General features: G+C 66.2%; 28 protein-coding genes. 14 read left to right on the top strand and 14 right to left on the bottom strand.

Annotated features, from left to right (window positions below; translation table 11 throughout):
- Both Q7O19_RS13485 and Q7O19_RS02565 read right to left on the bottom strand, forming a co-directional pair.
- Positions 1 to 225 (bottom strand): Arm DNA-binding domain-containing protein (locus Q7O19_RS13485; RefSeq protein WP_369692401.1); only part of this gene is annotated, 225 nt, incomplete at its 3' end.
- Positions 161 to 658 carry a hypothetical protein gene (locus tag Q7O19_RS02565; protein ID WP_303808465.1) on the bottom strand — a complete coding sequence of 166 codons (498 nt, stop codon included), beginning with the start codon at positions 656 to 658 and terminating at the stop codon, positions 161 to 163. The genes Q7O19_RS02565 and Q7O19_RS13485, both read right to left, overlap by 65 nt.
- 104 nt (positions 659 to 762) lie before the next feature.
- Here Q7O19_RS02565 and rmuC point away from each other — a divergent pair, with 104 nt between their 5' ends.
- A complete protein-coding gene (rmuC, locus tag Q7O19_RS02570; RefSeq protein ID WP_303808466.1) occupies positions 763 to 2061 on the top strand; it encodes a DNA recombination protein RmuC in 1299 nt (432 codons plus the stop codon).
- Here rmuC and Q7O19_RS02575 read toward each other — a convergent pair whose 3' ends face one another.
- Both Q7O19_RS02575 and Q7O19_RS02580 read right to left on the bottom strand, forming a co-directional pair.
- Positions 2062 to 2748 (bottom strand): hypothetical protein, encoded by a 687-nt coding sequence (locus tag Q7O19_RS02575; protein ID WP_303808467.1) that lies wholly within the window; start codon positions 2746 to 2748, stop codon positions 2062 to 2064.
- A 27-nt stretch (positions 2749 to 2775) separates the two neighbouring features.
- Positions 2776 to 3141, bottom strand: coding sequence for a DUF3667 domain-containing protein (locus Q7O19_RS02580; protein ID WP_303808468.1), 366 nt, complete (start codon positions 3139 to 3141; stop codon positions 2776 to 2778).
- A 143-nt stretch (positions 3142 to 3284) separates the two neighbouring features.
- Between Q7O19_RS02580 and ssb the strand changes: the two genes are divergently transcribed.
- The gene (gene ssb / locus Q7O19_RS02585; RefSeq protein ID WP_303808533.1) at positions 3285 to 3818 is read left to right on the top strand and encodes a single-stranded DNA-binding protein; all 534 of its coding nucleotides are present in this window, start codon (positions 3285 to 3287) and stop codon (positions 3816 to 3818) included.
- 3 nt (positions 3819 to 3821) lie between these two features.
- Here ssb and Q7O19_RS02590 read toward each other — a convergent pair whose 3' ends face one another.
- Both Q7O19_RS02590 and Q7O19_RS02595 read right to left on the bottom strand, forming a co-directional pair.
- Positions 3822 to 4322, bottom strand: coding sequence for a DUF177 domain-containing protein (locus Q7O19_RS02590; protein ID WP_303808469.1), 501 nt, complete (start codon positions 4320 to 4322; stop codon positions 3822 to 3824).
- Positions 4319 to 4867 carry a ubiquinol-cytochrome C chaperone family protein gene (locus Q7O19_RS02595; protein WP_303808470.1) on the bottom strand — a complete coding sequence of 183 codons (549 nt, stop codon included), beginning with the start codon at positions 4865 to 4867 and terminating at the stop codon, positions 4319 to 4321. The genes Q7O19_RS02590 and Q7O19_RS02595 overlap by 4 nt, the downstream gene beginning before the upstream one ends.
- A gap of 88 nt (positions 4868 to 4955) precedes the next feature.
- Here Q7O19_RS02595 and Q7O19_RS02600 point away from each other — a divergent pair, with 88 nt between their 5' ends.
- The 4 genes from Q7O19_RS02600 (at position 4956) to Q7O19_RS02615 (ending at position 7957) form a co-directional block, all read left to right on the top strand.
- Positions 4956 to 5435 (top strand): outer membrane protein assembly factor BamE, encoded by a 480-nt coding sequence (locus Q7O19_RS02600; protein WP_303808471.1) that lies wholly within the window; start codon positions 4956 to 4958, stop codon positions 5433 to 5435.
- Between the two features lie 14 nt (positions 5436 to 5449).
- Positions 5450 to 6784: a hypothetical protein gene (locus tag Q7O19_RS02605; RefSeq protein ID WP_303808472.1), complete on the top strand. Its 1335-nt coding sequence runs from the start codon at positions 5450 to 5452 to the stop codon at positions 6782 to 6784.
- 15 nt (positions 6785 to 6799) lie between these two features.
- Complete coding sequence (locus Q7O19_RS02610; protein WP_303808473.1) at positions 6800 to 7501, top strand: TonB-dependent receptor; 702 nt, start codon at positions 6800 to 6802, stop codon at positions 7499 to 7501.
- Positions 7502 to 7687: 186 nt separating this feature from the next.
- Positions 7688 to 7957: an SWIB/MDM2 domain-containing protein gene (locus tag Q7O19_RS02615; RefSeq protein ID WP_303808474.1), complete on the top strand. Its 270-nt coding sequence runs from the start codon at positions 7688 to 7690 to the stop codon at positions 7955 to 7957.
- Positions 7958 to 8033: 76 nt separating this feature from the next.
- Here Q7O19_RS02615 and Q7O19_RS02620 read toward each other — a convergent pair whose 3' ends face one another.
- On the bottom strand, positions 8034 to 9344 hold the full coding sequence (locus tag Q7O19_RS02620; protein WP_303808475.1) for an RsmB/NOP family class I SAM-dependent RNA methyltransferase: 1311 nt from the start codon (positions 9342 to 9344) through the stop codon (positions 8034 to 8036).
- Positions 9345 to 9381: 37 nt separating this feature from the next.
- Entirely contained in the window at positions 9382 to 10209 is an 828-nt protein-coding gene (locus tag Q7O19_RS02625; protein WP_273461214.1) for an SDR family oxidoreductase, read from the bottom strand.
- A gap of 64 nt (positions 10210 to 10273) precedes the next feature.
- On the opposite strand from Q7O19_RS02625, the gene Q7O19_RS02630 reads away from it, so the two are divergent.
- Positions 10274 to 10429, top strand: coding sequence for a DUF1674 domain-containing protein (locus Q7O19_RS02630; RefSeq protein WP_022679549.1), 156 nt, complete (start codon positions 10274 to 10276; stop codon positions 10427 to 10429).
- Positions 10430 to 10436: 7 nt separating this feature from the next.
- Here the strand turns inward: Q7O19_RS02630 and Q7O19_RS02635 are convergent, their stop codons facing one another.
- Entirely contained in the window at positions 10437 to 11402 is a 966-nt protein-coding gene (locus tag Q7O19_RS02635) for an NAD(P)H-dependent glycerol-3-phosphate dehydrogenase (protein ID WP_303808535.1), read from the bottom strand.
- Positions 11402 to 12454, bottom strand: coding sequence for a tRNA (adenosine(37)-N6)-threonylcarbamoyltransferase complex transferase subunit TsaD (gene tsaD / locus Q7O19_RS02640; RefSeq protein ID WP_303808476.1), 1053 nt, complete (start codon positions 12452 to 12454; stop codon positions 11402 to 11404). Before tsaD ends, Q7O19_RS02635 begins: the two co-directional genes overlap by 1 nt.
- 56 nt (positions 12455 to 12510) lie before the next feature.
- On the opposite strand from tsaD, the gene hemC reads away from it, so the two are divergent.
- From hemC to Q7O19_RS02660, 4 genes are read left to right on the top strand one after another with little or no spacing between them, the layout of a single operon-like run.
- Positions 12511 to 13422 (top strand): hydroxymethylbilane synthase, encoded by a 912-nt coding sequence (gene hemC, locus Q7O19_RS02645; protein ID WP_303808477.1) that lies wholly within the window; start codon positions 12511 to 12513, stop codon positions 13420 to 13422.
- A complete protein-coding gene (locus Q7O19_RS02650) occupies positions 13422 to 14066 on the top strand; it encodes a uroporphyrinogen-III synthase (RefSeq protein WP_303808478.1) in 645 nt (214 codons plus the stop codon). Before hemC ends, Q7O19_RS02650 begins: the two co-directional genes overlap by 1 nt.
- 12 nt (positions 14067 to 14078) lie before the next feature.
- Positions 14079 to 15062 (top strand): hypothetical protein, encoded by a 984-nt coding sequence (locus Q7O19_RS02655; RefSeq protein ID WP_303808479.1) that lies wholly within the window; start codon positions 14079 to 14081, stop codon positions 15060 to 15062.
- Positions 15059 to 16435, top strand: coding sequence for an MFS transporter (locus Q7O19_RS02660; RefSeq protein WP_303808480.1), 1377 nt, complete (start codon positions 15059 to 15061; stop codon positions 16433 to 16435). The genes Q7O19_RS02655 and Q7O19_RS02660 overlap by 4 nt, the downstream gene beginning before the upstream one ends.
- 8 nt (positions 16436 to 16443) lie before the next feature.
- On the opposite strand, the gene Q7O19_RS02665 is transcribed toward Q7O19_RS02660, so the two are convergent.
- Entirely contained in the window at positions 16444 to 16935 is a 492-nt protein-coding gene (locus tag Q7O19_RS02665; protein WP_303808481.1) for an SH3 domain-containing protein, read from the bottom strand.
- A gap of 77 nt (positions 16936 to 17012) precedes the next feature.
- Here Q7O19_RS02665 and Q7O19_RS02670 point away from each other — a divergent pair, with 77 nt between their 5' ends.
- The 3 genes from Q7O19_RS02670 (at position 17013) to Q7O19_RS02680 (ending at position 19935) form a co-directional block, all read left to right on the top strand.
- A complete protein-coding gene (locus Q7O19_RS02670) occupies positions 17013 to 18008 on the top strand; it encodes a D-glycerate dehydrogenase (RefSeq protein WP_303808482.1) in 996 nt (331 codons plus the stop codon).
- 81 nt (positions 18009 to 18089) lie between these two features.
- A complete protein-coding gene (locus Q7O19_RS02675; RefSeq protein WP_303808483.1) occupies positions 18090 to 19097 on the top strand; it encodes an NAD(P)-dependent alcohol dehydrogenase in 1008 nt (335 codons plus the stop codon).
- Positions 19098 to 19254: 157 nt separating this feature from the next.
- On the top strand, positions 19255 to 19935 hold the full coding sequence (locus tag Q7O19_RS02680; RefSeq protein WP_303808484.1) for a thioredoxin family protein: 681 nt from the start codon (positions 19255 to 19257) through the stop codon (positions 19933 to 19935).
- Here the strand turns inward: Q7O19_RS02680 and Q7O19_RS02685 are convergent.
- The 3 genes from Q7O19_RS02685 to Q7O19_RS02695 all read right to left on the bottom strand — a co-directional run bounded on the left by Q7O19_RS02685 (position 19922) and on the right by Q7O19_RS02695 (position 22965).
- On the bottom strand, positions 19922 to 21340 hold the full coding sequence (locus Q7O19_RS02685) for a nitronate monooxygenase family protein (protein ID WP_303808537.1): 1419 nt from the start codon (positions 21338 to 21340) through the stop codon (positions 19922 to 19924). The genes Q7O19_RS02680 and Q7O19_RS02685 overlap by 14 nt on opposite strands.
- An 89-nt stretch (positions 21341 to 21429) precedes the next feature.
- Positions 21430 to 22029, bottom strand: a complete 600-nt coding sequence (locus Q7O19_RS02690; RefSeq protein WP_303808485.1) for a hypothetical protein — start codon at positions 22027 to 22029, stop codon at positions 21430 to 21432.
- An 18-nt stretch (positions 22030 to 22047) separates the two neighbouring features.
- Positions 22048 to 22965, bottom strand: coding sequence for an NAD(P)/FAD-dependent oxidoreductase (locus Q7O19_RS02695; protein WP_303808486.1), 918 nt, complete (start codon positions 22963 to 22965; stop codon positions 22048 to 22050).
- Between the last annotated feature and the right edge of the window lie 27 nt (positions 22966 to 22992).

Raw genomic sequence — 22992 nt, forward strand, 5'->3', positions numbered from 1 at the left:
AGCGACAGCCCGCCAACGATCAGCTTGCTTACGGGCTTCTGCCAGCCCAAGCGCCGGAAAGCCGCCTAGGCCCATTTCGCGTCGCCTGCCGTGAACTGTGACGCGCAGCACCCATTGCGCGCCGCCATCATCCCGCTTCACCAGCCAAAGCCCGCCGCCGTCACAGTGCTTGCCAGCCGTTGCCGTCTTGATACCCGCTGCCGATAGCCGATTCGTTGCCCGCATTTTCCATCCACCAAATTGTCCACCCTTTGCGGCTGGGTGTCGCCGGGCAAGGTAAGGCATATTTGGGCAATGGCAGGCGCTTTACAAGAGGGTAAGGGTGGATGTTTGGACAAAGAAATACTAATTTGATCAATGGTTTGGTGCCGTTCATCTGCACCGACAGTGCGGCGCCGGGCGCGCGGTCCAAGCGGATCAGCGGCACCGAATGCAGCCAGCTGCCCTGCGGCCCGGCCGGTTCCAGCCCGGCGGCCTGCAATCGGGCGGCGAGGAAAGCCAGCGTTTGCGCCTCGCCCACCTCGCCCGGCCCCCGCCCGGCAAAGGCGTCTGATGCCAGTGTTTCCACGTCATCCCCGATTCGGGCGGCGGAGAAACTGAAGGGTGCAGCCGCCACCGGCGCGGTGAGGAGAAGGGCGGAGAGGAGAAGGGTGCGCATGGCGACAACCTTGGCCCTTTGCCCGCCTGCTCGCAAGCTCTGGCGGGATGGCGCGGCTGCGGCTATGTTCATGGCTCGTTCCTGTTTTCCTGCTGGATTTGCCCGTGATCGAAGCTATCATTGCTGTCGTTGCCCTGATTGCCGGCCTGGTTGGAGGCTGGCTGCTTGGAAACCGGCCGGTGGCGGCACTGACGGCCGAGCGTGACGAGGCTAGGCGCGAAGCCGACGAGCGCCGCACCAGGATCGCCGAAACGGCGGTGGAGATCGCTGCCCTGCAGGCGCAACGCGACGAACGCGAGCAATCGCATGCCCGCCAGCTGGAGGAATTGAACACCCGTTTCGAGGCGCTGGCCGGGCGCGTGCTGGAACAGGCGCAGAGCCAGCTGATCACGCGTGCCGAACAGCGTTTTGCCGAAGCCGAGACCAAAAATCAGGCCAATCTGAAAGCCGTCCTCGGCCCAGTCGCCGAAACGCTGGCCAAATATGAAACCCGGCTGGGTGAAGTGGAGAAGGTGCGCGCCGAAAGCTATGGCGCGCTCACCCAGGCGCTGGAACAGGTAACCCAGGGCCAGGTCCGCGTGTCGGACGAGGCGGCGCGGCTGGTGACGGCACTGCGGAGCAGCGGTAAGACATCAGGCAGTTGGGGCGAACAGCAACTGGCCAACACGCTGGAAATGGCGGGCCTGCGCGCCGGCATCGATTTCACCCTGCAAACCCACATGCCCGGTGACGGTGGCGGCAAGCGGCCCGATGCCATCATCAAGCTGCCGGGCGATCGCCAGTTGATCGTCGATTCCAAGTGCAGCCTGAATGATTATCTGGCCGCGCTTGAGGCCGGCAACGATGTTGACCGGCTGGCCGCGATGAAGCGCCACGCTGCCGCCGTGCGCCTCCACGCCCGCGGCCTGTCGGAAAAAGCCTATTGGACCGAGTTTGGCGCGGCCGCCGATTTCGTCATCATGTTCATCCCCGGCGAAAACTTCCTTTCCGCCGCAATGGAGCATGATCTGGCGCTGCTGAGCTGGGCCTTTGAACAGCGCATCCTGCTGGCCGGGCCGATCAACCTGCTCGCGATTGCCAAGACGGTGGCGCTCAACTGGCGGCAGGACAAATTGGCCGATGAAGCCCGCGAGATCGGCAAGTTGGGGGCCGATATCTACAGCGCGATTGCGGTGATGGCCGATCACCTGGCCCGGATGCGCAAGAATCTCAGCGAGACCGTAGGCAATTACAATGATTTCGTCGGCTCACTGGAACGCAATGTGTTGCCCAAGGCGCGGCGCTTTGCCGATATGGGCGTTGAACAGGGCAAGAAGCCGATGCCGCAACTCGCCGCCATCGATGTGCCGGTGCGCACCGAACAGGCGACTGAACTGCTGCCGCCGCCGCCCGCTGCCGAATGATCAGTCGAACACGCCCGCCACGATCAGGATCAGGAGATAAAGGCTTAGCGTGAAGGCCGCTGCGATCGACAGATAGACGGTGCGCCAGTCGGCGCTGAACACGCCAAGGCCATAGGCACCGCGCAGCGATACGAACATGTGCAGCGATGGCGCCAGCAGCAGCGGCACCCAGAAGGCCTCTGTCACGACGTTGGCTGTCAGCGCCAGGCTGCCGGCAATGAACAGCAGGCTCATGAAGCTGATCGAATAGAGCGCGAAAATGGCATGATCATACACGCCAACACCGCGTTTCCACAGGAACACCAGCCACAGCCACGGCAGCGACATCGGCACCAGCAGGAAGCTGAGTTTATAGGCCTTGGTCTGCAATTTGTAGAGCACCAGACGGGGATTCTTCGGCGCTTCGCTGCCCTTGGCGTCCAGCGCCTTGATGCCGGTGTTGACCTTTAGCTTGCCTGACCGGGCGGAGGCTTCGATCTCGTCGGCGATCTTGTCGGTGACGCCGACATTGGCGCCGGGCACGCCAACGGCGGTCACCAGGCGGCGCCCGGCTTCTAGCTCGGCCAGTTTTGCCGTGTCACCCTTGGCCCTGGCTTCAACAATGCCGGCATCGATGTCGGCCAGCACCTTGGCAATGCCGGCCTGGTCGCTGGCAACGGCAGCCTTGCCGGCATCCTGATTGGCCACGCCCACCGTATCGTTGATGCTGACGAACTACAGCACGAAGAACATCAGGAAGATGACCATCAGGAACAGCGGCACCGGCGCGACATAGCGGGCGCGGTGGCCGTCGATATAGCTGCGGATCAGCTTGCCCGGCCGGAACAGCAGCATGGGCAGGGTGGTCCAGGCCTTGCCGTCAAAGTGCGTAATGCCGTGCAGGAATTCGTGGAACACATCGCCGATGCTGCGGTGCAGATGGGCGCGTTGGCCGCACTTGCTGCAGAACGGGCCAGACAGTGCGGTGCCACAGTTGGCGCAGGCGCCGCTCTGCCCGCCGTCGCCCGCAGGCCGATCCAGCGGATTGGCAGCCAGGCCCGCCGTGACCAAGGCGCCTGCCGCTTCGATCTGGTCAGACATCAAGCCCCCCGGTGTCTTTGAACTGTGCCTGTGAACACGGTGATGTTTGGCGTGAAATCCACAGCAAAGGCAAGTGGACAAGCCGCCACCACATTGCTTCGCCTGTGCCCCGGCGCTAGGGTTCAGGCCAAGATAGGGAGATGATGATGGCGGGCGTGAACAAGGTGATCCTGGTCGGACGGCTGGGCAAGGATCCGGAATCGAAAACCTTCGCCAATGGCGGCACCGTGGTGCAGTTCACCATGGCCACGTCGGAAAACTGGCGCGACAAGGCCACCGGCGAGCGCAAGGAAAAGACCGAGTGGCACAACATCGTCATTCGCAACGAGAATATCGGCCGGGTTGCCACGCAATATCTGCGCAAGGGCAGCGAAGTCTATGTCGAAGGCTCGATCGCCACACGCAAATGGCAGGATCAGAACGGCGCTGACCGGCACACCACTGAAATTGTTATCGGCCCTTTCAAGGGTGAGCTGACGCTGATCGGCGGCCGTGAAGGCGGCGGCGGGATGGCTGGTGGCGGTGGTGGCCGCGGTGCCGATGATTTCGGCGGCGGCGGCGGCGGTGGCTATGGCGGCGGCGCGCCTGCGGGTGGCGGCTTTGGCGGTGCACCGGCCAGCGGCGGCAAGCGCCCGGGCGCGTTTGACGACGATCTCGACGACGACGTGCCGTTCTGAGGTTCAGCTCTTCTTCAGCACCGCAAACGGGCTGCGCAGGGCAACCGCTTCATCTTCGCTGATCACGCCGGCCACGCTTACGGCCGAGCGCGGATAGGGATCAAGGCCCAGCGCAAAGGCCTGGGCGGTGATCTCGCCAAGATCGACGATGTCGCCCTCCAGCGGTTCAACGTCGAGATCGGCGCTGGACAGTTCGATCTCGCCGCCCTCGGGCGTTGCTTGCGTCAGCAGCAGCGCGATGCGCTCCGTCACCAGGAATGGCACCGGCTCGGCGCTGGCCACGCAGGGCTGGGTGCCGGCACCGTGCACTTCGCCGATGATGCGGATGCCGTTGGTGTCGCGCTTCACATCCAGCGACGCCGTCAACCGATCGAGGCTGAGCAGGGTGAAGCGGGTGGCCAGCGCGGTGCGTTGGCCGGCATCGGCTTCGAGCACATGTTGCTTGGGGCTGCCGATTTCGTGGGCTCGCACGACGCGGCTGAATTCAGGGGCAGCGCTGCTCACGGGGTCGGCTCCAGATCGCCGGCGGCCAGCCGGTCATAGGGGGTGTCAGAAAGGCGGCTCCACAGGCCCAGCGCAGCCGCTGCCACGAAGGCGACCGCGGCATCGGCCACCGGTGCGCCGCGATAGAGGTTGCGGCGTAGGGCCTGACCCATGGCTTCGGCATCGCCGCGCGCGTCGCGATAGGCGCCGATGCGGCCGCCCAGCGCGGCCATCATGCGGCCCATGTGCTTGGGGATCACCTGATCACCAATGCCGTCCTGGCGCAGATTGCCCTCCATGTCGGTGAGGAAATGATCGGTCAGATCGGCCGAAAGCTGCGCCGCCGGGTGGTGGGCATCACCGCCGGCGACCTCTTCCAGCCGCAGCAGCAACAAGGACAGCACCAGCACCACCATGTCGAAGCGGCCATCCAGTGTATCCGGCACGGCCCCTTCCACATAATAGTGCGGCTGCCGCGCTTCGTTCACCACGGCGGCATACAGGGGCACGACCGGCGACGGCGATGCGCCGCCCACAAGGCGTTTCAGGCGATCAATCAGACCCATGCGAGGACGCGCTAGCATAATCGCCTCGGCTGGCATAATGAACTTGCCGAACAGGGATGTCGCAGCGGGGGCGGCGCTGGAGTGTGAGATGAAGACCGGATTTGCCACCATAGTATTGATCGGTGCCGCCCTGGCCACCAGTGGCTGCTCGCGCATCAAGGCGCAGCAGGGTTACCTGATCGATGAAACCCTGTTCACCTCGATCCTGCCGGGCGTGGATAATCGCGAATCGGTATCTCGCACCCTGGGCCGGCCCACGTTCGCAGCCCAATTCAATACCGGCAGCTGGTATTATGTCAGCCGCCTCACCGGCCAATATGCCTTTGTCGCGCCGAAAACCCTGCAGCAGCAGATCCTGATCGTCAGCTTCGATGAGCAGGGCAATGTGTCGACCGTGCAGCGCCGCGGGATGGAAAAGATCGCCCGCATCAACCCCGAAGACGACAAGACCGCCACCCTCGGCAAGTCGGAAAGCTTCTTCCAAGAGTTGTTTGGCAACGTGGGCCAGGTCGGCGCTGCTGGCGGCCCGCTGGGCGGACAGCCGACAGGACGCGACGGCCCGCGCTGATCTGCGCCGCCGCGATGCGCCGCGCGTTTCTGCTGGCCGGCCTGATTGCCGCCCCGGCTCTGGCCGCCGATCACCTTCCCGATCCTGTTGCCCAACCGCGCCTGGAAGGCCGCTGGCTGGGCCTTGCTGCCGCCGATGCGCCGGCTGCTCTGTGGTGGGCCGGCCCCGTCCAGCGCGATGCCACCGGGCCCGACACAGTGGACGAAGCGCTGGCCAGCGTTCCGGGCCTGATACTCACTCCTGCTCCCGGCAACGGCACGGCCGCGCTGATCGTGCGCCATGGGCGCAGCCAACCTGAAGTGCACTTCGGCCCTGTGGCCCAACTTGGCGCGCCGCTGCTGCTCGCCGGCCTGTTCGATCATGATCTGCTGCTGCTGGCGCCCGCTGGCGGGCTGGGCGGCGCGGCCGGCGATATCAGCCTGTCGCTGCGCCGGCCGGGTGACCGGCTGGCCGGGCTGGCCGAGTTTGCCGCCGGCGCATTTGGCAGCCGCCGCGCGCTGGCGCGGATTGATGTGCCGGTGGGCAAGGGCGTGCGGCTGGGGCTGGGCGGGCATGTCCAGCATGATCTGGGCTGGCTGCAGGGCACGACCACCGGCGAACGGCTCAATCGCGGCTTGCGTGCCGGGCTGGCGGGCACGCTCGACATCGATCTGGCGCCCACGCTGAGCCTGGCGCTGACCAGCCTTTATGCGCGCAGCAAGCCGGGCAATCTGCCGGCCTTTGTCTGCGATCCCAATGCGCCGGCAACATGCGATGGCCGCTTTGCCAGCACCGGCTCGGCCGATCTCGGCGCGCAACCGCCGGGCCAGCGCGCTGATGTGGGGCTGCATGATCTGCGGCTGGTGCATCAGCGTGAGGCGCTGCGGCTGGAACTGATCGGCACTCTGGCGCGGCAGACTGGGCAGCTTGGCCTTGATCTGGGCCAAACCAGTCGCTTGGCCAACCCAGTTGCCGCCGGCTATGGCCTGATTGCCCGAAGCGTTGAGGAAAATCAAGGGCTTGATCTGATTGGCCAGGCGCATGTGGGCGCGATGACCGTGCGCGCCGGGGCCGGTATCAGTGCGGCGCAGACACGCCGTGATGCCATTGATACGCTGGCCGGCGCGGTGCTCGCCGATCGCCAACTGCGCCAGGACCGCGACAGCGTTCATGGCTTTGGCCAGTTGCGGCTGGAAGCCGGCCATGGCTTGGCGCTGGAAGCCGGGGTTCGGGTCGACCGCCAGACGCTGACGCTGGCCGTGAGCGACCGCCGCACCGGCTGTGCGCCCAATGCCATATCCTGCCTTGCGCCGGCTGACCCGGCCCGGCAGGAACGCACGCTCTTCACCCCTGAACTGGCGCTGTCGTAGGCGCTTTCATCCCGTTTGCGGCTGTTTGCGCGCAGCGCCCGGCTGCCGGGCTGGAACCTGCTGGCTCGCAGTACGGCCGAACTGGCGCTGATGCCGGATGAAACCTGCTGGCACCACCAAGCCGGGGTGAAGGCCGATCTGTGGGATGGCCGCGCGCGCATGGACGCCAGCGGCTTTGTGGCACGCACCCGAGGGCTGGTCTCGCCGCTGCTCGGCATTGGTCCGCTGGCGATGGCAGTGGCGGCGACGCAACGGCGGGACATGCGCAATCACGGGGTTGATGTGGTGCTGAGCGCGCGCCCTCTGGTTCAGTTGGAACTGTCGGCGACTCTTGGCTGGCAACAGGCGCGCTGGACCGGAGCGGTGCCGGCGGGCGGGCCCAATCGTCCGCTCTATGCGCCCGATACCACGGCCAGCCTGTCGGCGGCGTGGCGGCAGTCGCTGGTGGGCACCGGTTCCGTGCTGGTACCGCGCGTGGCCGCGCGCTGGCGCAGCGCCATGGCGGTGGGGCCGGCACTGGGTCTGACCGATGGGATCTCGCCCGGCGGCTGGCAGGTGGCCGCCGCCCTGCAATTGGAGATCCCCGATGGCGGCTGGCTGATGAGCCTGGAGTGCGAGAATTGCCTCGACCAGACGCTCACCGACGGAGCCGTGGTTGGCTTGCCCACGCTGAACCCGCCGCGCTGGTGGCAGCTGCGCTTCACACGGCGCTTCTGATTGGCGGTTTTTGTCTGGTCCAAAGTGGCACGAAAGCCACGTTTTGGCGTCTTTTCGCGCCTTATTGCGCTGCGATGACAAAATTCCGCTTGCACCGTGGGGGACAAGCCCGCTTTAAGCTATTCATCAGGGGAAAACTGATACTAAGTGTCCCCCGAGGGGCGTGTTTCACGAGAAGGGGAATTTATGGCCATTGAAGCCAAGAGCGGACGCAATACCTCGGCGCTGATGAAGCCGCTGACGCCGCAAGGCCCGCTCGCCGCCATTGTGGGCGCCAGCCCGCTGCCGCGTGGCCAGGTTGTTGCCAAGATGTGGGACTATATCCGCGCCAACAATCTGCAGAAGCCGACTGACAAGCGCGTGATCCTGGCCGATGCCAAGCTGAAGCTGGTCTTCGGCAAGGACGAATGCACGATGTTCGAAATGAACAAGTTCATCGCCCAATATCTGAAGTAAGCATTTCGGAACGAGATGTGAGGGGCGCTGCCGGGGATGACCCGGCAGCGCCCCTTTCGCGTTCAGGGGCAGGCATTCAGTCTGGCAGTTTCCGGAAGCGCGCGATGAAGAAGCCATCGATGCCGCCTTCCACCTGGCCCGGCAGGGTGCGCACCCAGCCATCGGCGGCGGGTTTGAAGCCGGCGGGCAGTTCGCTGGCCTCGATCATCTCGCGCGGCAGGCCGGCAATCACGCGCTCGGCGATGCGCTCGCCTTCCTGCGGGAACAGGCTGCAGGTGGCATAGATCAACCGGCCGCCGGGTTTCAGCGAGGCCGCGGCGCGGCGGAGCAGGGCGGCCTGCAGCAGGGTGACGGGCGCCAGATCGGTATTGCCCTTCAGGTGCAGCACATCCGGGTGGCGGCGGAAGATGCCGGTCGCCGAACAGGGTGCATCGATCAGGATATGATCGAACAACGCGTCGGGTTGCCAGCGCAGGGCATCGGCGGCGACCAGTTCGGCCGTCAGCCCAGTGCGCGCCAGATTCTCGCGCACCCGCTCCAGCCGGTGATCCGACACGTCGAGCGCCGTCACATGGCAGCCGCGCGCCGCCAGTTGCAGCGTCTTGCCGCCTGGCGCCGCACACAGATCGAGCACGCGATCGCCGGCCTTGGCCGGCAGCAGGCGGGCGGGCAGGCTGGCGGCGAGATCCTGCACCCACCAGGCGCCTTCGGCAAAGCCGGGCCATTCGGTGATGCTGCCCTTCTTCGCCGTGCGAACATGGCCGGGCGCTAGGCTGATGCCTTCCACCGCCAACGCCCATTGATCAGTTTGCGAAGGGTCTTTGAGCGTCAGATCGGTCGCCGGCTCTTCGGCCAGGGCGGCGCTGGCGGCTTCGGCCACGGCCACGCCCCAATCGCGCGCCCAGAATATATCGAACGGGCTGGGCAGGCGCGGCGCTGCCGGCAGGGTGGCCGGGCGGCGGATCAGGCTGCCGAGCACGCCATGCACCAGCCGGCGTGGCCCGCCTTCCACCAGCGGCAGCGCTGTGGCCACCACGGCGTGCGGCGGCGTTTCCAGCTTCAACCAGCCGGCCAGGGCGACTCGCAGGGCGTGGCGGGCGCGGGCATCGATGGGGAGCGGCCGCGGCGTCGCGCTGTCGATCAGCGCGTCCAGTTCCGGCAGCCAGCGCAGTACGGTCAAAGCCAGCAACCGAGCCAGCCCGCGATCCTGCGGCAGCGGCAGATCATCGGCATGGCTGGTGGCGGCATCGAAGGGCGCACCGCGATCGAGCACCGCCTGGATGATTTTCAGCGCGGCGCGGCGGGCGGCAACGCCGGTATCATCGCGATTGGTTGGCGGGCGGCCAGAGCGTTCCGGCTTGCGTTCGGGTTTGCGGGGTTGGTTCATCGCCCGCCCCTTGCCGCAAATGGGGGCGCTTTCCCACCTATTTCCGTCTTCCAAGGAAACTGCCGATCACCTTGAAATAGGAAACGGGGAACAGGCGCACCATCCAATCGATGAAACGCGCATCCGGCCCAATCAGCACGCGGGTGCTCCGTTTGGCCATGCCGGTGATGATGGTTTCGGCCGCCTGTTCGGGCGTGGTGGGGGCGTTCTTCTCGAACTCGGCGGCGAAATCGGTGTTGGGGTCCTGCCCCGGCAACAGCGCGATCTGCTTGCTGTTCTTCGCCACGTTGGTCTTGATGCCGCCGGGGTGGACGCGGATCACGCTCACGTTGGGATCGGTCACCGCCAGTTCCAGCGCCATCGCCTCGGTCAACCCGCGCACCGCATATTTGCTGGCGTTATAGGCGCTTTGGGTGGGGTAGCCCATCATACCGAACACGCTGGAAATATTGACGATCCAACCGATACCATCCTTGGCGGCTGCACCCCGCACATGCGGCAGCGCGGCGCGGCAGCCGGCGACGACGGCGTTGAAATTCACGTTCATCACCCGGTCGAAATCCGCTTCCGGGCAATCGGCAAAGGGCGCCACCACGCTGAGCCCGGCATTGTTGATGATGCCATCCAGCTTGCCGAAATCCGTCACCGCGCCCGCAACCCAGGCGTTGAGCGCAGCCGTATCGGTCACATCCAGCGCCGTGATGCTTGCCGGCCGATTGCCGAGCAGCCGCTTGGTCTCCGCCAAGCCGTCCGCGTCCTTGTCGGCCAGCGCCAGCACCGCGCCGCGCCCGGCCAGGTTCAGCGCCAACGCCCGCCCGATGCCGCTGCCGGCGCCGGTTATGGCAATCACCTTGTTGTCGAACATGTTACGCCCCCTGCTTCGCTTCACCCCATTGCTAACAGGCGGGCGGCGGTGGCAACACTGATTTATGGACAAGGACAAGCCCCAGACCCCCGATCCGCGCGACAAGCAGCCGGAAGCTCCGCCACCGCCGCCAACCGACAAGGAAGTCGGCGGCCGCAAGGGCCCTGATCCGGTCCGCTATGGCGACTGGGAAAAGGGCGGCATCGCCGTCGATTTTTGAGAGCGCGCTATTCGGCTTTCAATGGCCGCGCCAGCAAAGCGCTGATGGTTTCGCGCACCGACGCGCCGGCCAGCAGGGCGGCGACAGCCTCGGAAATCGGCATCTCGATACCGGCGGCGCGGGCAGCTTCCACCAGTACGGGCGCGGTAGCAGCGCCTTCGGCGACCGCCGGGCCGGCGAGCAGGTCGGCGAGTGAGCGGCCCTGGCCGAGGCCGACACCCAGGCGGAAGTTGCGGCTGTTTTCCGAAGAGCAGGTGAGGACGAGATCGCCCAGCCCTGACAGGCCGGCGAGCGTTTCGGCGCGGGCGCCGCGTGCCACGCCAAAGCGGGTCATTTCGGCAAAGCCGCGCGCGATCAGCGCCGCGCGGGCGTTGAGGCCGAGGCCGGCACCGTCCACTACCCCGCAGGCGACGGCGAGCACGTTCTTCACCGCGCCGCCGATCTCGGCCCCCACGACGTCGTCTGACTGGTAGAGCCGGAAGGTCGGGCGGGCCATCGCGGCCACCAAGCGCTCGCCCAGCGCACTGTTAGAGCACGCCAGCGTGATGGCGCAGGGCAGGCCCTTGGCGACTTCTGCGGCGAAACTGGGGCCGGAGAGGACGGCGATGGGGTTGGGCACAAGGCTTTGCGCCACCTCCACCATGAGTTCGTGGCTACCGGCTTCAATGCCCTTGGCGCACAACACCAAAGGCGTGGTGGCGGGGATCGCAGCCTGGCTGAGCACGGCGCGGAGATGTTGGGCAGGCACAACGACGAGGATGATCGCGCAGGCCGCAATGTCGGCCAGATTGGTCGTGGCGGTGATGCCGGCGGGCAGCTGAATGCCGGGCAGGAAGACGGAGTTTTCGCGGGTGGTGTTGATGGCGCTGATCACCTCTGCCTCGCGCGCCCACAATGTCACCGGGCCATTGCCGGCCAAAGTGCTGGCCAGCGCCGTGCCCCAGGCGCCAGCGCCGATCACGCCGAACCGAATCACGCCTTCACCCCGGCGCCGCGAACGGCTTCAGCAGCGGGATCGAGCGGCCAGCGCGGGCGGGCAGGCGCGTGGAGATCGTCCACGTCGCCCGTCTTGAGTCGCTCCAGCCCGGCCCAGGCGATCATCGCGCCATTGTCTGTGCACAGCCACATCGGCGGAGCGACAAAGGGCAGGCAGTGGGTGGCGGCAAGGCCGGCCAGGGTGGCGCGAATGGCTTGATTGGCTGCCACCCCGCCGGCGACCACCAAGGCGGTGGCTTCCGGGAACGCCGCGATGGCGCGCGCCGTGCGGTCGGTCAGGCAATCGCAGGCGGCCTGCTGAAAGCTGGCGGCGAGATCGGCGATGTCCTGTGCCGTCGGCTCGGCAAGGGCGGCGCGGGCGCGCAGTACGGCGGATTTCAGGCCGGCAAAGGAGAAATGCGGTTCGTCACTGCCCACCAAGGGGCGCGGCAGCGGGAATCGCGCCGGATTGCCAGTGTGTGCCGCCCGTTCCAGCGCCGGACCACCGGGAAAGCCCAGGCCCAGCACCTTGGCGGACTTGTCGAAGGCTTCGCCTACCGCATCGTCGATGGTGGTGGCGAGCCGGCGATAACGGCCGACGCCTTCCACGCCGAGCAACTGGCAATGCCCGCCGGAGACCAGCAGCAGCAGATAGGGGAATTGCAGGTTCGCATCTGCCAGGCGCGGTGACAGCGCATGGCCTTCGAGGTGATTCACGGCGATCAGCGGTTTGTTGGCGGCAAAGGCCAATGCCTTGGCCGTCACCAGGCCGACCATCACGCCGCCGATCAGGCCCGGCCCGGCGGTGCCGGCAATGGCGTCCACATCAGTCAGCGCGATGCCGGCTTCGGTCAGTACGGTCTCCACCATCGGCGCCAGCCGGTCGGCATGGGCGCGGGCGGCGAGTTCGGGCACCACGCCGCCAAAGCGTTCGTGGGCTTCGTTCTGGCTGGCGATGCGCTGGGACAGAATGGTGCGATCACCGCGCACCAGGGCGACCGCGGTTTCATCGCAGCTGGATTCGATACCGAGAACCAGTGGGCCAGTCATGGCGCACAGCTAGGGCCAGTCTTGCCAATCCGCAACCGTCGCGCCATGGCAGGCGCATGAGCTTCAAGATTGGTACCCGCGGTTCTCCCCTTGCGCTGGCCCAGGCGCACACGACGGCTGACGCCCTGAAAGCCGCGCATGGCTGGGGCGATGCAGACGTGGAGATCATCATCATCCACACCACTGGTGACAAAGTGCAGGATCGCGCGCTGGCCGAGATCGGCGGCAAGGCGTTGTGGACCAAGGAGCTGGATGCCGCCTTGATGGATGGCCGAATCGATATCGGCGTGCATTCGATGAAGGACGTCGAAACCCTGCTGAAAGACGGTATCTGCCTCGCTGCCATGCTGCCGCGCGCCGATGTGCGCGAACGGCTGATCGGCGCCGCCAGCATCGCGGCGCTGCCGCAGGGTGCACGCATCGGCACCTCAAGCCCGCGCCGGGCGGCGCAGTTGAAGGCGAAGCGGCCGGATCTGGTCACCGAAATCCTGCGCGGCAATGTTGCGCGCCGGCTGGCCCAGGTTGAAGCGGGCGTTATCGATGCCACACTGCTGGCCGCCGCCGGCCTTGATCGGTTGGGGCAGGATGTTGGCTCGCTGATCGAGATTGACGAAATGCTGCCCGCCAGCGCGCAGGGAGCCGTGGGCATCACGGTGCGCGACGGCGACGAGGCGACGCTGGCGCGGCTGGAACCGATCAATCACCTGCCCACCTTTCAGTGCGTCACCATCGAGCGCGCGTTCCTCGCGGCGCTGGGCGGCACCTGCCATTCGCCGGTGGCGGCGCTGGCTCGGCTGGAAGGTGAAGGCGTCACTTTCCGCGGCCAGATCCTCGCCGAGGATGGCAGCGAAGTTCAGGAAGGCGGCTTCAACGCCGCTCTGCATGAAGCCCATGAGCGGGTGGCGGCGTTGGCCGCGGAGCTGCTCGGCCGCTCCAGTCCGGCCGTGCGCGGGCTGTTCACGGTCTGATGCGCATCCTGGTCGTTCGCCCGCAGCCGGGTGCGGACGCGACCGCCGCCCGGCTGAGGGCAATGGGGCATGATCCGGTGGCTCACCCACTGCTGGCAACCCGGCCACTGCCGTGGGCTTTGCCGGCCGAATCGCCAGATGCCGTGATCCTTTCAAGCGCGGTGGCCGTGCGTCACGCCGGGCCGCTGGCTGATGCACTCAAGCACCTGCCCGCGCACGCGGTTGGGGAAGCAACCGCCGCTGCAGCGCGCGCCGCCGGCTGGAGCGCTGTGAAGGCTGGGCCGGGCACAATGCAGGCACTGCTTGATGGCTTGGCGAGCGGGCAATTTCTGCACCTCGCCGGCGCCGATCTGACAGCGGTGACGGTGCCGCCCGCGCTCGGCCTCGTCCGCGTCACCGTTTACGAAACGCCGCTGCTGCCGCTGCCGGGCCTGCCCGATGTTGACGCGGTGCTGCTGCACTCGCCGCGCACGGCAGCGCAGTTCGCAGGTGAATGGGACCGGCTGGGCGGCCGGCGCGCTGCTGTGCAGCTGTTTGCCATAAGTGGGGCGACGCTGGCCGCCGCTGGCAGCGGGTGGAGCACGGCGCTTACGGCTGCTGAACCGACTGAATCGGCGCTGCTGGCGATGCTGCCCAAAGCCTAGTAGGAAGGCGCCATGAACGATCCTTTCGACCGCAGCGACATTGAGGAATCGAGCCTTGCCGCCACCGAGCGGCTGCGCGCCCGGCTGATGACGCAGGGGCCGGCGGGCTCGCAGCAAACGTCGCGGCGCGGCGGGTTCGCCTGGGCGATCGCGGCGGCGCTGTTCGCCTTTGCTGCCGGGTTGATCGCCAATCCCTGGTTCGAACAGACGGTGCGCGGCCGGCTGCCGTTCGTCGCGGCGGCAAGCGGTGGCGAGGCTGACGCGCTGGAAAAGCGGCTGGCGGCGCTGGAGCGTGCCCGACCGAGTGCGCCGGCGGTGGCATCGGAGCGGTTGGCTCGTACCGAAGCCAAGGTGGAAAGCAGCGCCGATCAGATCCAGCGTGACGCCGAGCGCATCGATGAATTGAACCGCCTGCTTGCCCAGCTTTCGGCGCGGGTGGCGGCGGACGAAGCCCGCGATGCCAGCGTGGTTGCCACCGCGCAGGGTGCCGCCGATCGGGCCGAATCGATGCTCACCGTTCTGCTGCTTCGTCGCGCGGTGGAGGATGGCCGCCCGCTCGATGCGCTGCTGCCCGCCACGCGCCGGCTGTTTGGTGAGCAATATGCCGACGAAGTGGCGCCGCTTGAGGCGCTGTCCGCCGCGCCGGTGACGCGGGCGCAGCTGGCGCGGCAACTGGCCGGGCTTTCGGATGCCGGGCCGGGCGCGACGCGACCCGATTGGTGGCAGGCCTTCATGCGCCGGGTGGAAACCACCTTTTCCGCCGGCGAAGGCGCTGGCCCTGTGGTGCAAGCGCAAGGCCTGATGGCGCGCGGCAACCTGGCGGCCGCGGCGGCCGCACTGCGCCGGTCGACGGCTCTGCGCGGCAACGCCACGGTGCGCGGTTGGTTGGCGGCGGCGGATCGCCTGCTGGCCGGCGAAGCGGCTCTGGTGACACTGGAAGCCGCTGCCGCTACGCCGCTGCCGGCACCGGCGACTGTTACCGCGCCGACGCGTTGAGCGACACAGCCTCCCCGCGCGCGACGAGGGCCTGGGCTCTGGCCCAGGCGGTGCGCGATCCCTATGTGATCCTGATCACTATCTATATTTTCGTGCCGTGGTTCGTACGCGCCGTAGTGGGCGATCCGGTGCAGGGCCAGGCGCTGGTGGCGCAGGGCGGCAAATGGGGCGGCTGGGCGGTGATGCTATCCATGCCATTGCTGGGTGCCACGATCGACCGGTTGGGGCCACGCAAGCCGCTGCTGGCGCCGGTCGTGCTGGCGATGGTGGTGACCACCACTAGCTTGTGGTGGGTGATGCCGGCCGGGCATGCCGGGCTGGGCGTGATGTGGGTGATCGGGGCCGGCGCGGTAATGACCTGGCTGTTTTCGGCGCACGAGATGCTGCACAATGCGCTGCTGGTGCCGGCGGCCGGACATGCCGGCCTGGCGCAGGCCAGCGGGCTGGGGCTGGCCGGCGGCAACGCCATGAGCGTGGGGCTGCTGCTGTTCGTGCTGCTGGCCTTTGCACTGCCGGGATCGGTGGATTGGCCGTTCGTGCCGGCCACGCCGCTGATGGGCCTTGATCCTGCGCTGGGCGAACCGGCGCGCATCACAGGGCCGATCGTGGGGGCGTTGCTGCTGGTGGGCAGCATTCCGCTGTTCCGATCCGTGCCCGACATGCCGCGCACCCGTGCCCGGCTGGGCGCGGCGCTGGTGGGTGGCGCCAATGATCTTTGGCGGATGGTGCGCGATGTGCGCGGCAATGCCAATCCTTTGCTCTATCTGCTGGCGCGGATGATCTTTACCGATGGCCTCACCGCCATCCTGCTGTTTGGCGGCATCTATGCGGCGGGCACCATGGGATGGGGCACGTTGCCGATGCTGGGCTATGGCATCGTGCTGAGCTGCGCGGCGGTGGTGGGCGGACTGCTGGCGCCGCGGTTAGATGGATTGCTGGGGCCGCGCCTGGCCCTCATGCTGGAACTGCTTTTGCTGATTGTGTTGCAATCATTGGTGCTGGGGATGGGGCAGGATCGCATCCTGTTCCAGCCGGCTGCGGCCACGCCAATTTGGGACGCGCCGATGTTCACCACCCTGCCGGAACTGGTGTTCTTGGGCCTGGGTTGCGGCCTCGCCATCACGGTCACGGCGGCCTATGCCTCTTCACGCACGCTGCTTACCCGGCTGGTGCCGCCAGACAGGCTGGGGGCGTTCTTTGGCCTTTATGCGCTGTCGGGCACCGCCACCATGTGGCTGGGGCCGCTGCTGGTAGAGCAGGCGACTCGCATCGGTGGAAGCCAGGCGGCGGGCTTCGTACCAGTGATCGGCCTGCTGGCGGTGGGGTTGGTGCTGCTGCTGTTGGTGCGCGGCGGCGGGAAACTCGCAGTCTAGCCCCCAGATCAACCTTCAATCTTCTCGCGCGCGTAGGTGCCCCACATCTGGCCGCGCAGGATGTAACCGGATTTGCCATCCTTGCTCACCCGGCACCAGATATCCTCGCACAGGGTGATGTTCACCACCGCGCCAGGTGCGATCCGCCAGGCGATGCGGCTCTTCATGTCGGGCGCGACGTAAAGAAGGCGGGACTGATCCCGCACCATGCCGGTGCGCTGCCCGGTGAGCAGCGCCTTGTTCATCCAGCCGATGGTGCCATCGGGATCGCGCACCTGCCGCCAGATTTCATATTCCTTCAATATCTCCATCGGCAGGCCGGGGCGCTTGTACTCCCACAGGATTGGGAAACGCTCGCCGGGGCCGGAACGCATCATGGCGCTGCCGCCCTTGATCGAGACAAAGCGCGGTTTTTGCAGGTCGGTGGTGCCATCGGCGAATTCGGCGGCGTTCGCGGCGGTTGCGGCGCACGCAATCAACAGGATCAGGGCGGTCTTCATGGGCCTTCCTCTTGACCGTTTGGCCGTTGCCGCGCAAGCCTTGCCACATCGCAGCGAACCTGAATTCGGACCCGTTCATGCCCAACAAGCCCCGCCCCAAGGTCATCGTCACCCGCCGCCTGCCGCAGGCCGTGGAAACCCGTATGGCCGAATTGTTCGATGTCGAACTCAATCTCACCGATACACCGTTCACGCAGGAACAACTCTGCACGGCGGCGCGCAATTGTGATGTGCTGGTGCCCACCGTGACCGATCATGTTGATGCTGCGGTGTTTGCGGCGGCGGCCGAGGGTGGCCGGCTGAAGCTGTGCGCCAATTTCGGCGTGGGCGTTGACCATATCGATCTGCACGCCGCCCATGCTGCCAAGGTGACGGTGACCAACACGCCCGGCGTGCTCACCGAGGATACCGCCGATATGGTGATGGCGCTGATCCTGGCCGTGCCGCGCCGGCTGGGGGCCGGTGAAAAGCTGGTGCGCGCCGGCGAATGGGCGGGCTGGTCGCCCACCGGCATGCTGGGCCACCGCATTACCGGCAAGCGACTGGGTATCATCGGTATGGGCCGCATCGGCAGTGCCGTCGCCCGTCGTGCCCGCGCCTTCGGCTTGACCGTGCACTACCACAACCGCCACCGCCTGCCGGCCAGCGTGGAGGCCGAGATGGAAGCGACGTGGTGGACCGATCTTGATGCCATGCTGGCGCGGGTGGACATCATCACCATCAACTGCCCGCACACACCCGACACGCACCACCTGATCGATGCCCGCCGCTTCGGCCTGATGCAGAAGAGCGCCTATCTCATCAACGCGGCGCGCGGCGAGATCGTGGACGAGAATGCCCTGTGCGAGGCGCTGGCCGCCGGTCAGATCGCCGGTGCCGGCCTCGACGTGTTCGAACATGAACCGGCCATCGACGCACGCTTGCTGGCGATGACCAATGTGGTGCTGCTGCCCCACATGGGCAGCGCCACCTTCGAAGGGCGGCAGGCGATGGGCGAGAAGGTGATCGCGAACATCCGCGTGTGGGTGGATGAGCATCGGCCGCCGGATATTGTTTTGGAGGGGTGGGCCTGACGCTTTTTCCCTCCCGCAAGCGGGAGGCAAGGCAATCGCTCCTGCCGCGCTAGGCTGCCCGCAACCAAGGGAGCTACCACCATGAAAGCCATCCGCCTCCGCCACCCCGCCGGCATCGACAATCTGCGCCATGAAGACATGCCCGATCCCTGCGCGCCCGGCCCCGGCCAGATCAAGGTGCGGCTGCGGGCCAGCAGCCTCAACTATCATGATTATATCGTCGTTGTTGGCGGCATCCCCACGCCGGACGGCCGCATTCCGATGGGCGACGGCGCCGGTGAAGTGCTGGCGGTGGGCGAAGGTGTTACCGAATTCCGCACCGGCGACATGGTCGTTTCCACCTTCTTCCCGACCTGGCTCGATGGCCGGCCCAACATGGCAGGCTTTGCCGGCGTGCCGGGCGATGGCGCCGATGGCTATGCGGTGGAGGAGGCCGTTGCGCCGGCCACCAGCTTCACCCACGCGCCGTTCGGCTATTCCCATGCCGAATCCGCCACCCTCACCTGCGCCGGCCTTACCGCCTGGCGGGCACTGGTGCCGGAAGGCAATCTCAAGGCCGGCGATGTCGTGCTGGTGCAGGGAACCGGCGGCGTTTCGATCTTTGCGCTGCAATTTGCCAAGGCAATGGGCGCCACCGTGATCGCCACCAGTTCCAGCGACGAAAAACTCGCCCGACTGGCCGCGATGGGCGCCGATCACCTGATCAACTACAAGTCCACACCCGGCTGGGGCGCGGAAGCCATGAAGCTGACGCAAGGCCGCGGCGTGGACCACATCGTCGAGATCGGCGGGGCGGGTACCATGCCTGAATCGATCATCGCCTGCGCCGTGGGCGGCCACATCAGCCTGATCGGCGTGCTTGCCGGCTTTGCCGGGCCCATCCCCACCGTGCAGTTGATGGCCAAGCAGATCCGCCTGATCGGCATCACCGTGGGCACGCGCCGGCAACAACAGGACATGATCCGCGCCATCAACCAGAACGGCATCCGCCCGGTGATCGATTCGCACTTCCCGCTGGCCGAACTGGGTGCTGCCTTCCGCCACCAGGAATCGGGCAAGCATTTCGGGAAGATCTGCGTCGATATCTGAGGAAGGAAAGGGGCCTCCGGCGGGCAGGGTCGCAGACCCTGCCCGCCGGAGGCCCCAGATACTTCAACTTCTCTTCAGCCGACTTCCCGGCTGCGAGTCAGTCGGTGCAACATCTCGGACGGGTCGCGCGAATGAAAGGTAACAGGAGACTGGCCCCATGCGCATCCCCCTTCTTGCCTTCATCACCGCGGCCATCGCCGGCCCCGCTTTGGCTGCCGACATCGCCCACCCCACCGTGATCGAATTGTTCCAGAGTCAAGGCTGCTCGTCGTGCCCGGCGGCCAATGCCAACGTGATGGCGCTGGCGGATCGGCCGGATCTGCTCGTGCTCAGTTTTGGTGTCACCTATTGGGACCAGCTCGGCTGGAAGGACCGCTTTGCCCGGCCGGAGTTCACCCGTCGCCAATATGATTACCGCGATGGGCTGCGGCACGACAATGTCTGGACTCCGCAGACGGTGATTAATGGCCGCGTGGACGTGACCGGTGTGCGCGCGGCCGAACTGTCCGGCGCCGTTCGGCTGGGCGATCGTGGTACGGGTGGCCCCAGGCTCACTGCCACCGCCAACCGGCTCAGCATCGGCGCTGGCAGCGGAACCGCCGATGTCTGGCTCGTCCGATATGATCCGCGCATCGTGCAGGTGCCTATCAAGGCTGGCGAGAATGGCGGCCGCACCCTGCCGCACCGCAATGTGGTGCGGGAACTGGTGCGGCTGGGCCAGTGGACCGGCAGTGCAGCAGGCTTCAATCGGCCAGCGCCGGTTGTTGGCCTGTCTGAGGCCGTGCTGGTGCAGAAGCCCGGCGGCGGGCCGATACTGGCCGCGCTCAGGCTCCTGTGAGTAGCCTGTCCACCAGTTGCTTCACCGTCGGGATGAAGCCGTTCGAATAATAAGGATCACTGGAAAAGCGGTGGGCACTGTGGCCGGCGAAGGCCAGATTCTGTTCCGGATCGCCGCCATGGGCGATATCCTGGAGTGTTTTCTGGATGCAGAAGCTGCGCGGATCGGCGAGACGCCCGGTGCTGTTGCTATCCGTATCCTTCCACGCCGAAAAGCCGCAGTGCGACAGGCAGCCCATGCAATCGGCCTGATCCTTGCGGATGGTGGCGCGTTCGGCCGGGGTCACGAACACCAGTGTGTTGTCCGGGGTTTTCAGCGCTTCGGTAAAGCCCGCGCCATGCCATTCGCGCGCGTGCAGCAGATCGCCGCCGGTCGCGAAAAAGCGTTTGCTGCCGACGCCGACATCAAGCGCAAACTGGTGATCGCCGGTGGCGGCGGTGGAAAAGGCGATTTGCCGCTCGCTGCGCGATTCCAGCGCGCGCAGGTAAGGATTGCGGATGGCCGACGAATAGAATCCGGTCGGCGAAAATTTGTGCAGCAGGATATCGCCTTCGGTCAGATGCAGCAGGCGCTCTTTCCACGCCTGCGGAATCGGGCTTTCCTGCGTCAACAGCGGCCGCGTGCCGAACTGGAACACCACCTGGCCCAATTCGGGATTGTCGAACCAGTTGGCCCATTCGTCCAGCCGCCACACGCCGCCGGCCATCACGATCGGCACTGATTCGGACACGCCGAGTTCCCGCATGGTGGCGCGCAGCTCGGCAACGCGCGGGTAGGGATCCTGGGGTGCGAGCGGGTCTTCGGCGTTGGACAGGCCGTTGTGGCCACCGGCCAGCCACGGGTCTTCATACACCACCGCGCCCAACCACTCGGCCGCCTTGGAATAGGCGCGCTTCCACAGCGCGCGGAACGCCCGGGCCGAGCTGATGATAGGGTAATAATGCACGCCATATTGCGCGGCGATTTCGGAGAGTTTGTAGGGCATTCCGGCCCCGCAGGTCACGCCGTTCACCATGCCGCGCGTGCCTTCCAACACGCCATGCAGGATGCGCTGGGCACCGCCCATTTCCCACAACACATTGATGTTGATGGCGCCGATGCCGCGCTGCAATTCCGGGGCGGCGATCTCATAGGCGCGCTGCACCTGGGCGATGCCGCCATCGATGCCGTACTGCACCAGTTCTTCATGACGATCGCGGCGGGTGGCGGCGCGGTAGATTTGCGGGATGATGTTGCCATCAGCGTCATAGCTGTCGGCGTTGACCGCGCTCACCGTGCCAACGCCGCCGGCCAGTGCCCAGGCGCCCGACGAGGCGTGGTTGGTGGCCGAAACACCCTTGCCGCCTTCCACCAGCGGCCACACCTTGCGGCCACCCATCACCAGCGATTTCACACCCGAAAGCATCTTTTTCCGTTCTGTCACGGCCGGACCCATCTACCGGTCACCGCTCTCTTGCGGCAAAGATGTGGCAGTGTGCAAGCCGTGCTGTTGTCTCAGGTGGTCATAGGCAGCCTGCATCTGGCATAGCGGAAGGCCGGCCCGTCGAGATCAACCCGCTGGATCTCATCCTTTTCGCGCCAGTAATCCTGGGTGTGGCGCCATTCCGGGCCGGGCGCAGTTTTCGGCAGCAAGTGCTGGCCGCGGGCGAGATAACCGGGGTTGAAGTCCTCCGGATCCACCCAAAGGCCGCGTGGGCTGTCGACAAGATCGGGTGGCAGCACCACCTCGACCCTGTCGACGCCTTTCTCGTCCATGTGCTGCAGCAGCCGGCAGGTGAATTCCGAGATCATGTCGGAGCGTAGCGTCCAACTCGCCCGGAAATAGCCGAACACCCAGACCAGATTGGGCACGCCGGTGAACATCATGCCGCGCCAGGTCACGGTATCGCCCATGTCCAGCGGCTTGCCGTCGATTGAGAAAGCAATGTCACCGAACACACACAGGTTGAAGCCGGTGGCGAGCACGATCATGTCGGCTGGGACGTGCGTACCATCCTGCATCTCCACGCCATTGGGCGTGAAGCGCGCGATCGTGCCGGTGACGACATCGGCCATGCCGGCGCGCACGCCAGCGAACAGATCGCCATCGGGCACGAAGGCCAGCCGTTGCCGCTATGGCCGGTAGTTGGGTGTGAAGTGCTTCATGTCAAAGCCTTCGGGCAGCAGCGCCTGCACCCCAGCCAGCAGTTCGGCCGTGACGGCTTCAGGGGCTTCACGGCACTGGCGCACGATCTGATCCTGATCGAACAGAATCTTGCGCCGCACCACATCGTGCACGACAGCCGGATCCAGGCCCAGAGGCCGCAACATCTCGGCGGTTTCATTCACGTTCTGACCCGGCATGAAATAGGTCGGGCTGCGCTGGATCATGGTGATGTGGGACGCTTTTTCCGCCATCGCCGGAACCACGGTGGCCGCCGTTGCGCCCGATCCGATCAGCACGACGCGCTTGCCTTCATAGTCGGTGCGCTCGTCCCACTCTTCGGTGTGGAGCAGTGCGCCCTTGAAATCGGCCATGCCTGGATAATCTGGCCAAAAGCCCTCATGGTGCCGGTAATAGCCTTGCGCCATCCACAGGAAATTGGCGCGAAACTGGCGGCGCGTGCCATCGGGCAGGGTAGCGGTGAGCGTCCAGCGCGCGGTGGCGCTGTCCCACTTGGCCGTTTCGATGCTGTGATTATAGCGGATGTGGCGATCGAGGTCATTCTCCTCGATCATCTCGCCCAGATAGGCCTGGATTTCGCCGGCCGTGGCGATTGGCGGCCCCACCGACGGTTTGAAGCCGAAGCCGAAGGTATAAAGATCGCTATCGGAACGGATGCCGGGGAATTTGTGGGTGAGCCAGGTGCCGCCGTAACTGGCCTCCCGTTCCAGTACCAGGAAGCGCTTGTGTGGCAGGCGTTGCTGCAGGTGCCAGGCTGCGGAGAGCCCGGAAATGCCGGCACCAATCACCAGCACATCAACATCGGTGATCGCGCCTGAGCCTGCGCTTTCAGGGGCCGGGCGGGCCGGGGTATGAGCGTCCATCATCTATCCTCCCGAATCTGGATCGCAGTT

The sequence above is a fragment of the Sandarakinorhabdus limnophila DSM 17366 genome, assembly GCF_945882885.1.
Lineage (GTDB): Bacteria > Pseudomonadota > Alphaproteobacteria > Sphingomonadales > Sphingomonadaceae > Sandarakinorhabdus > Sandarakinorhabdus limnophila_A.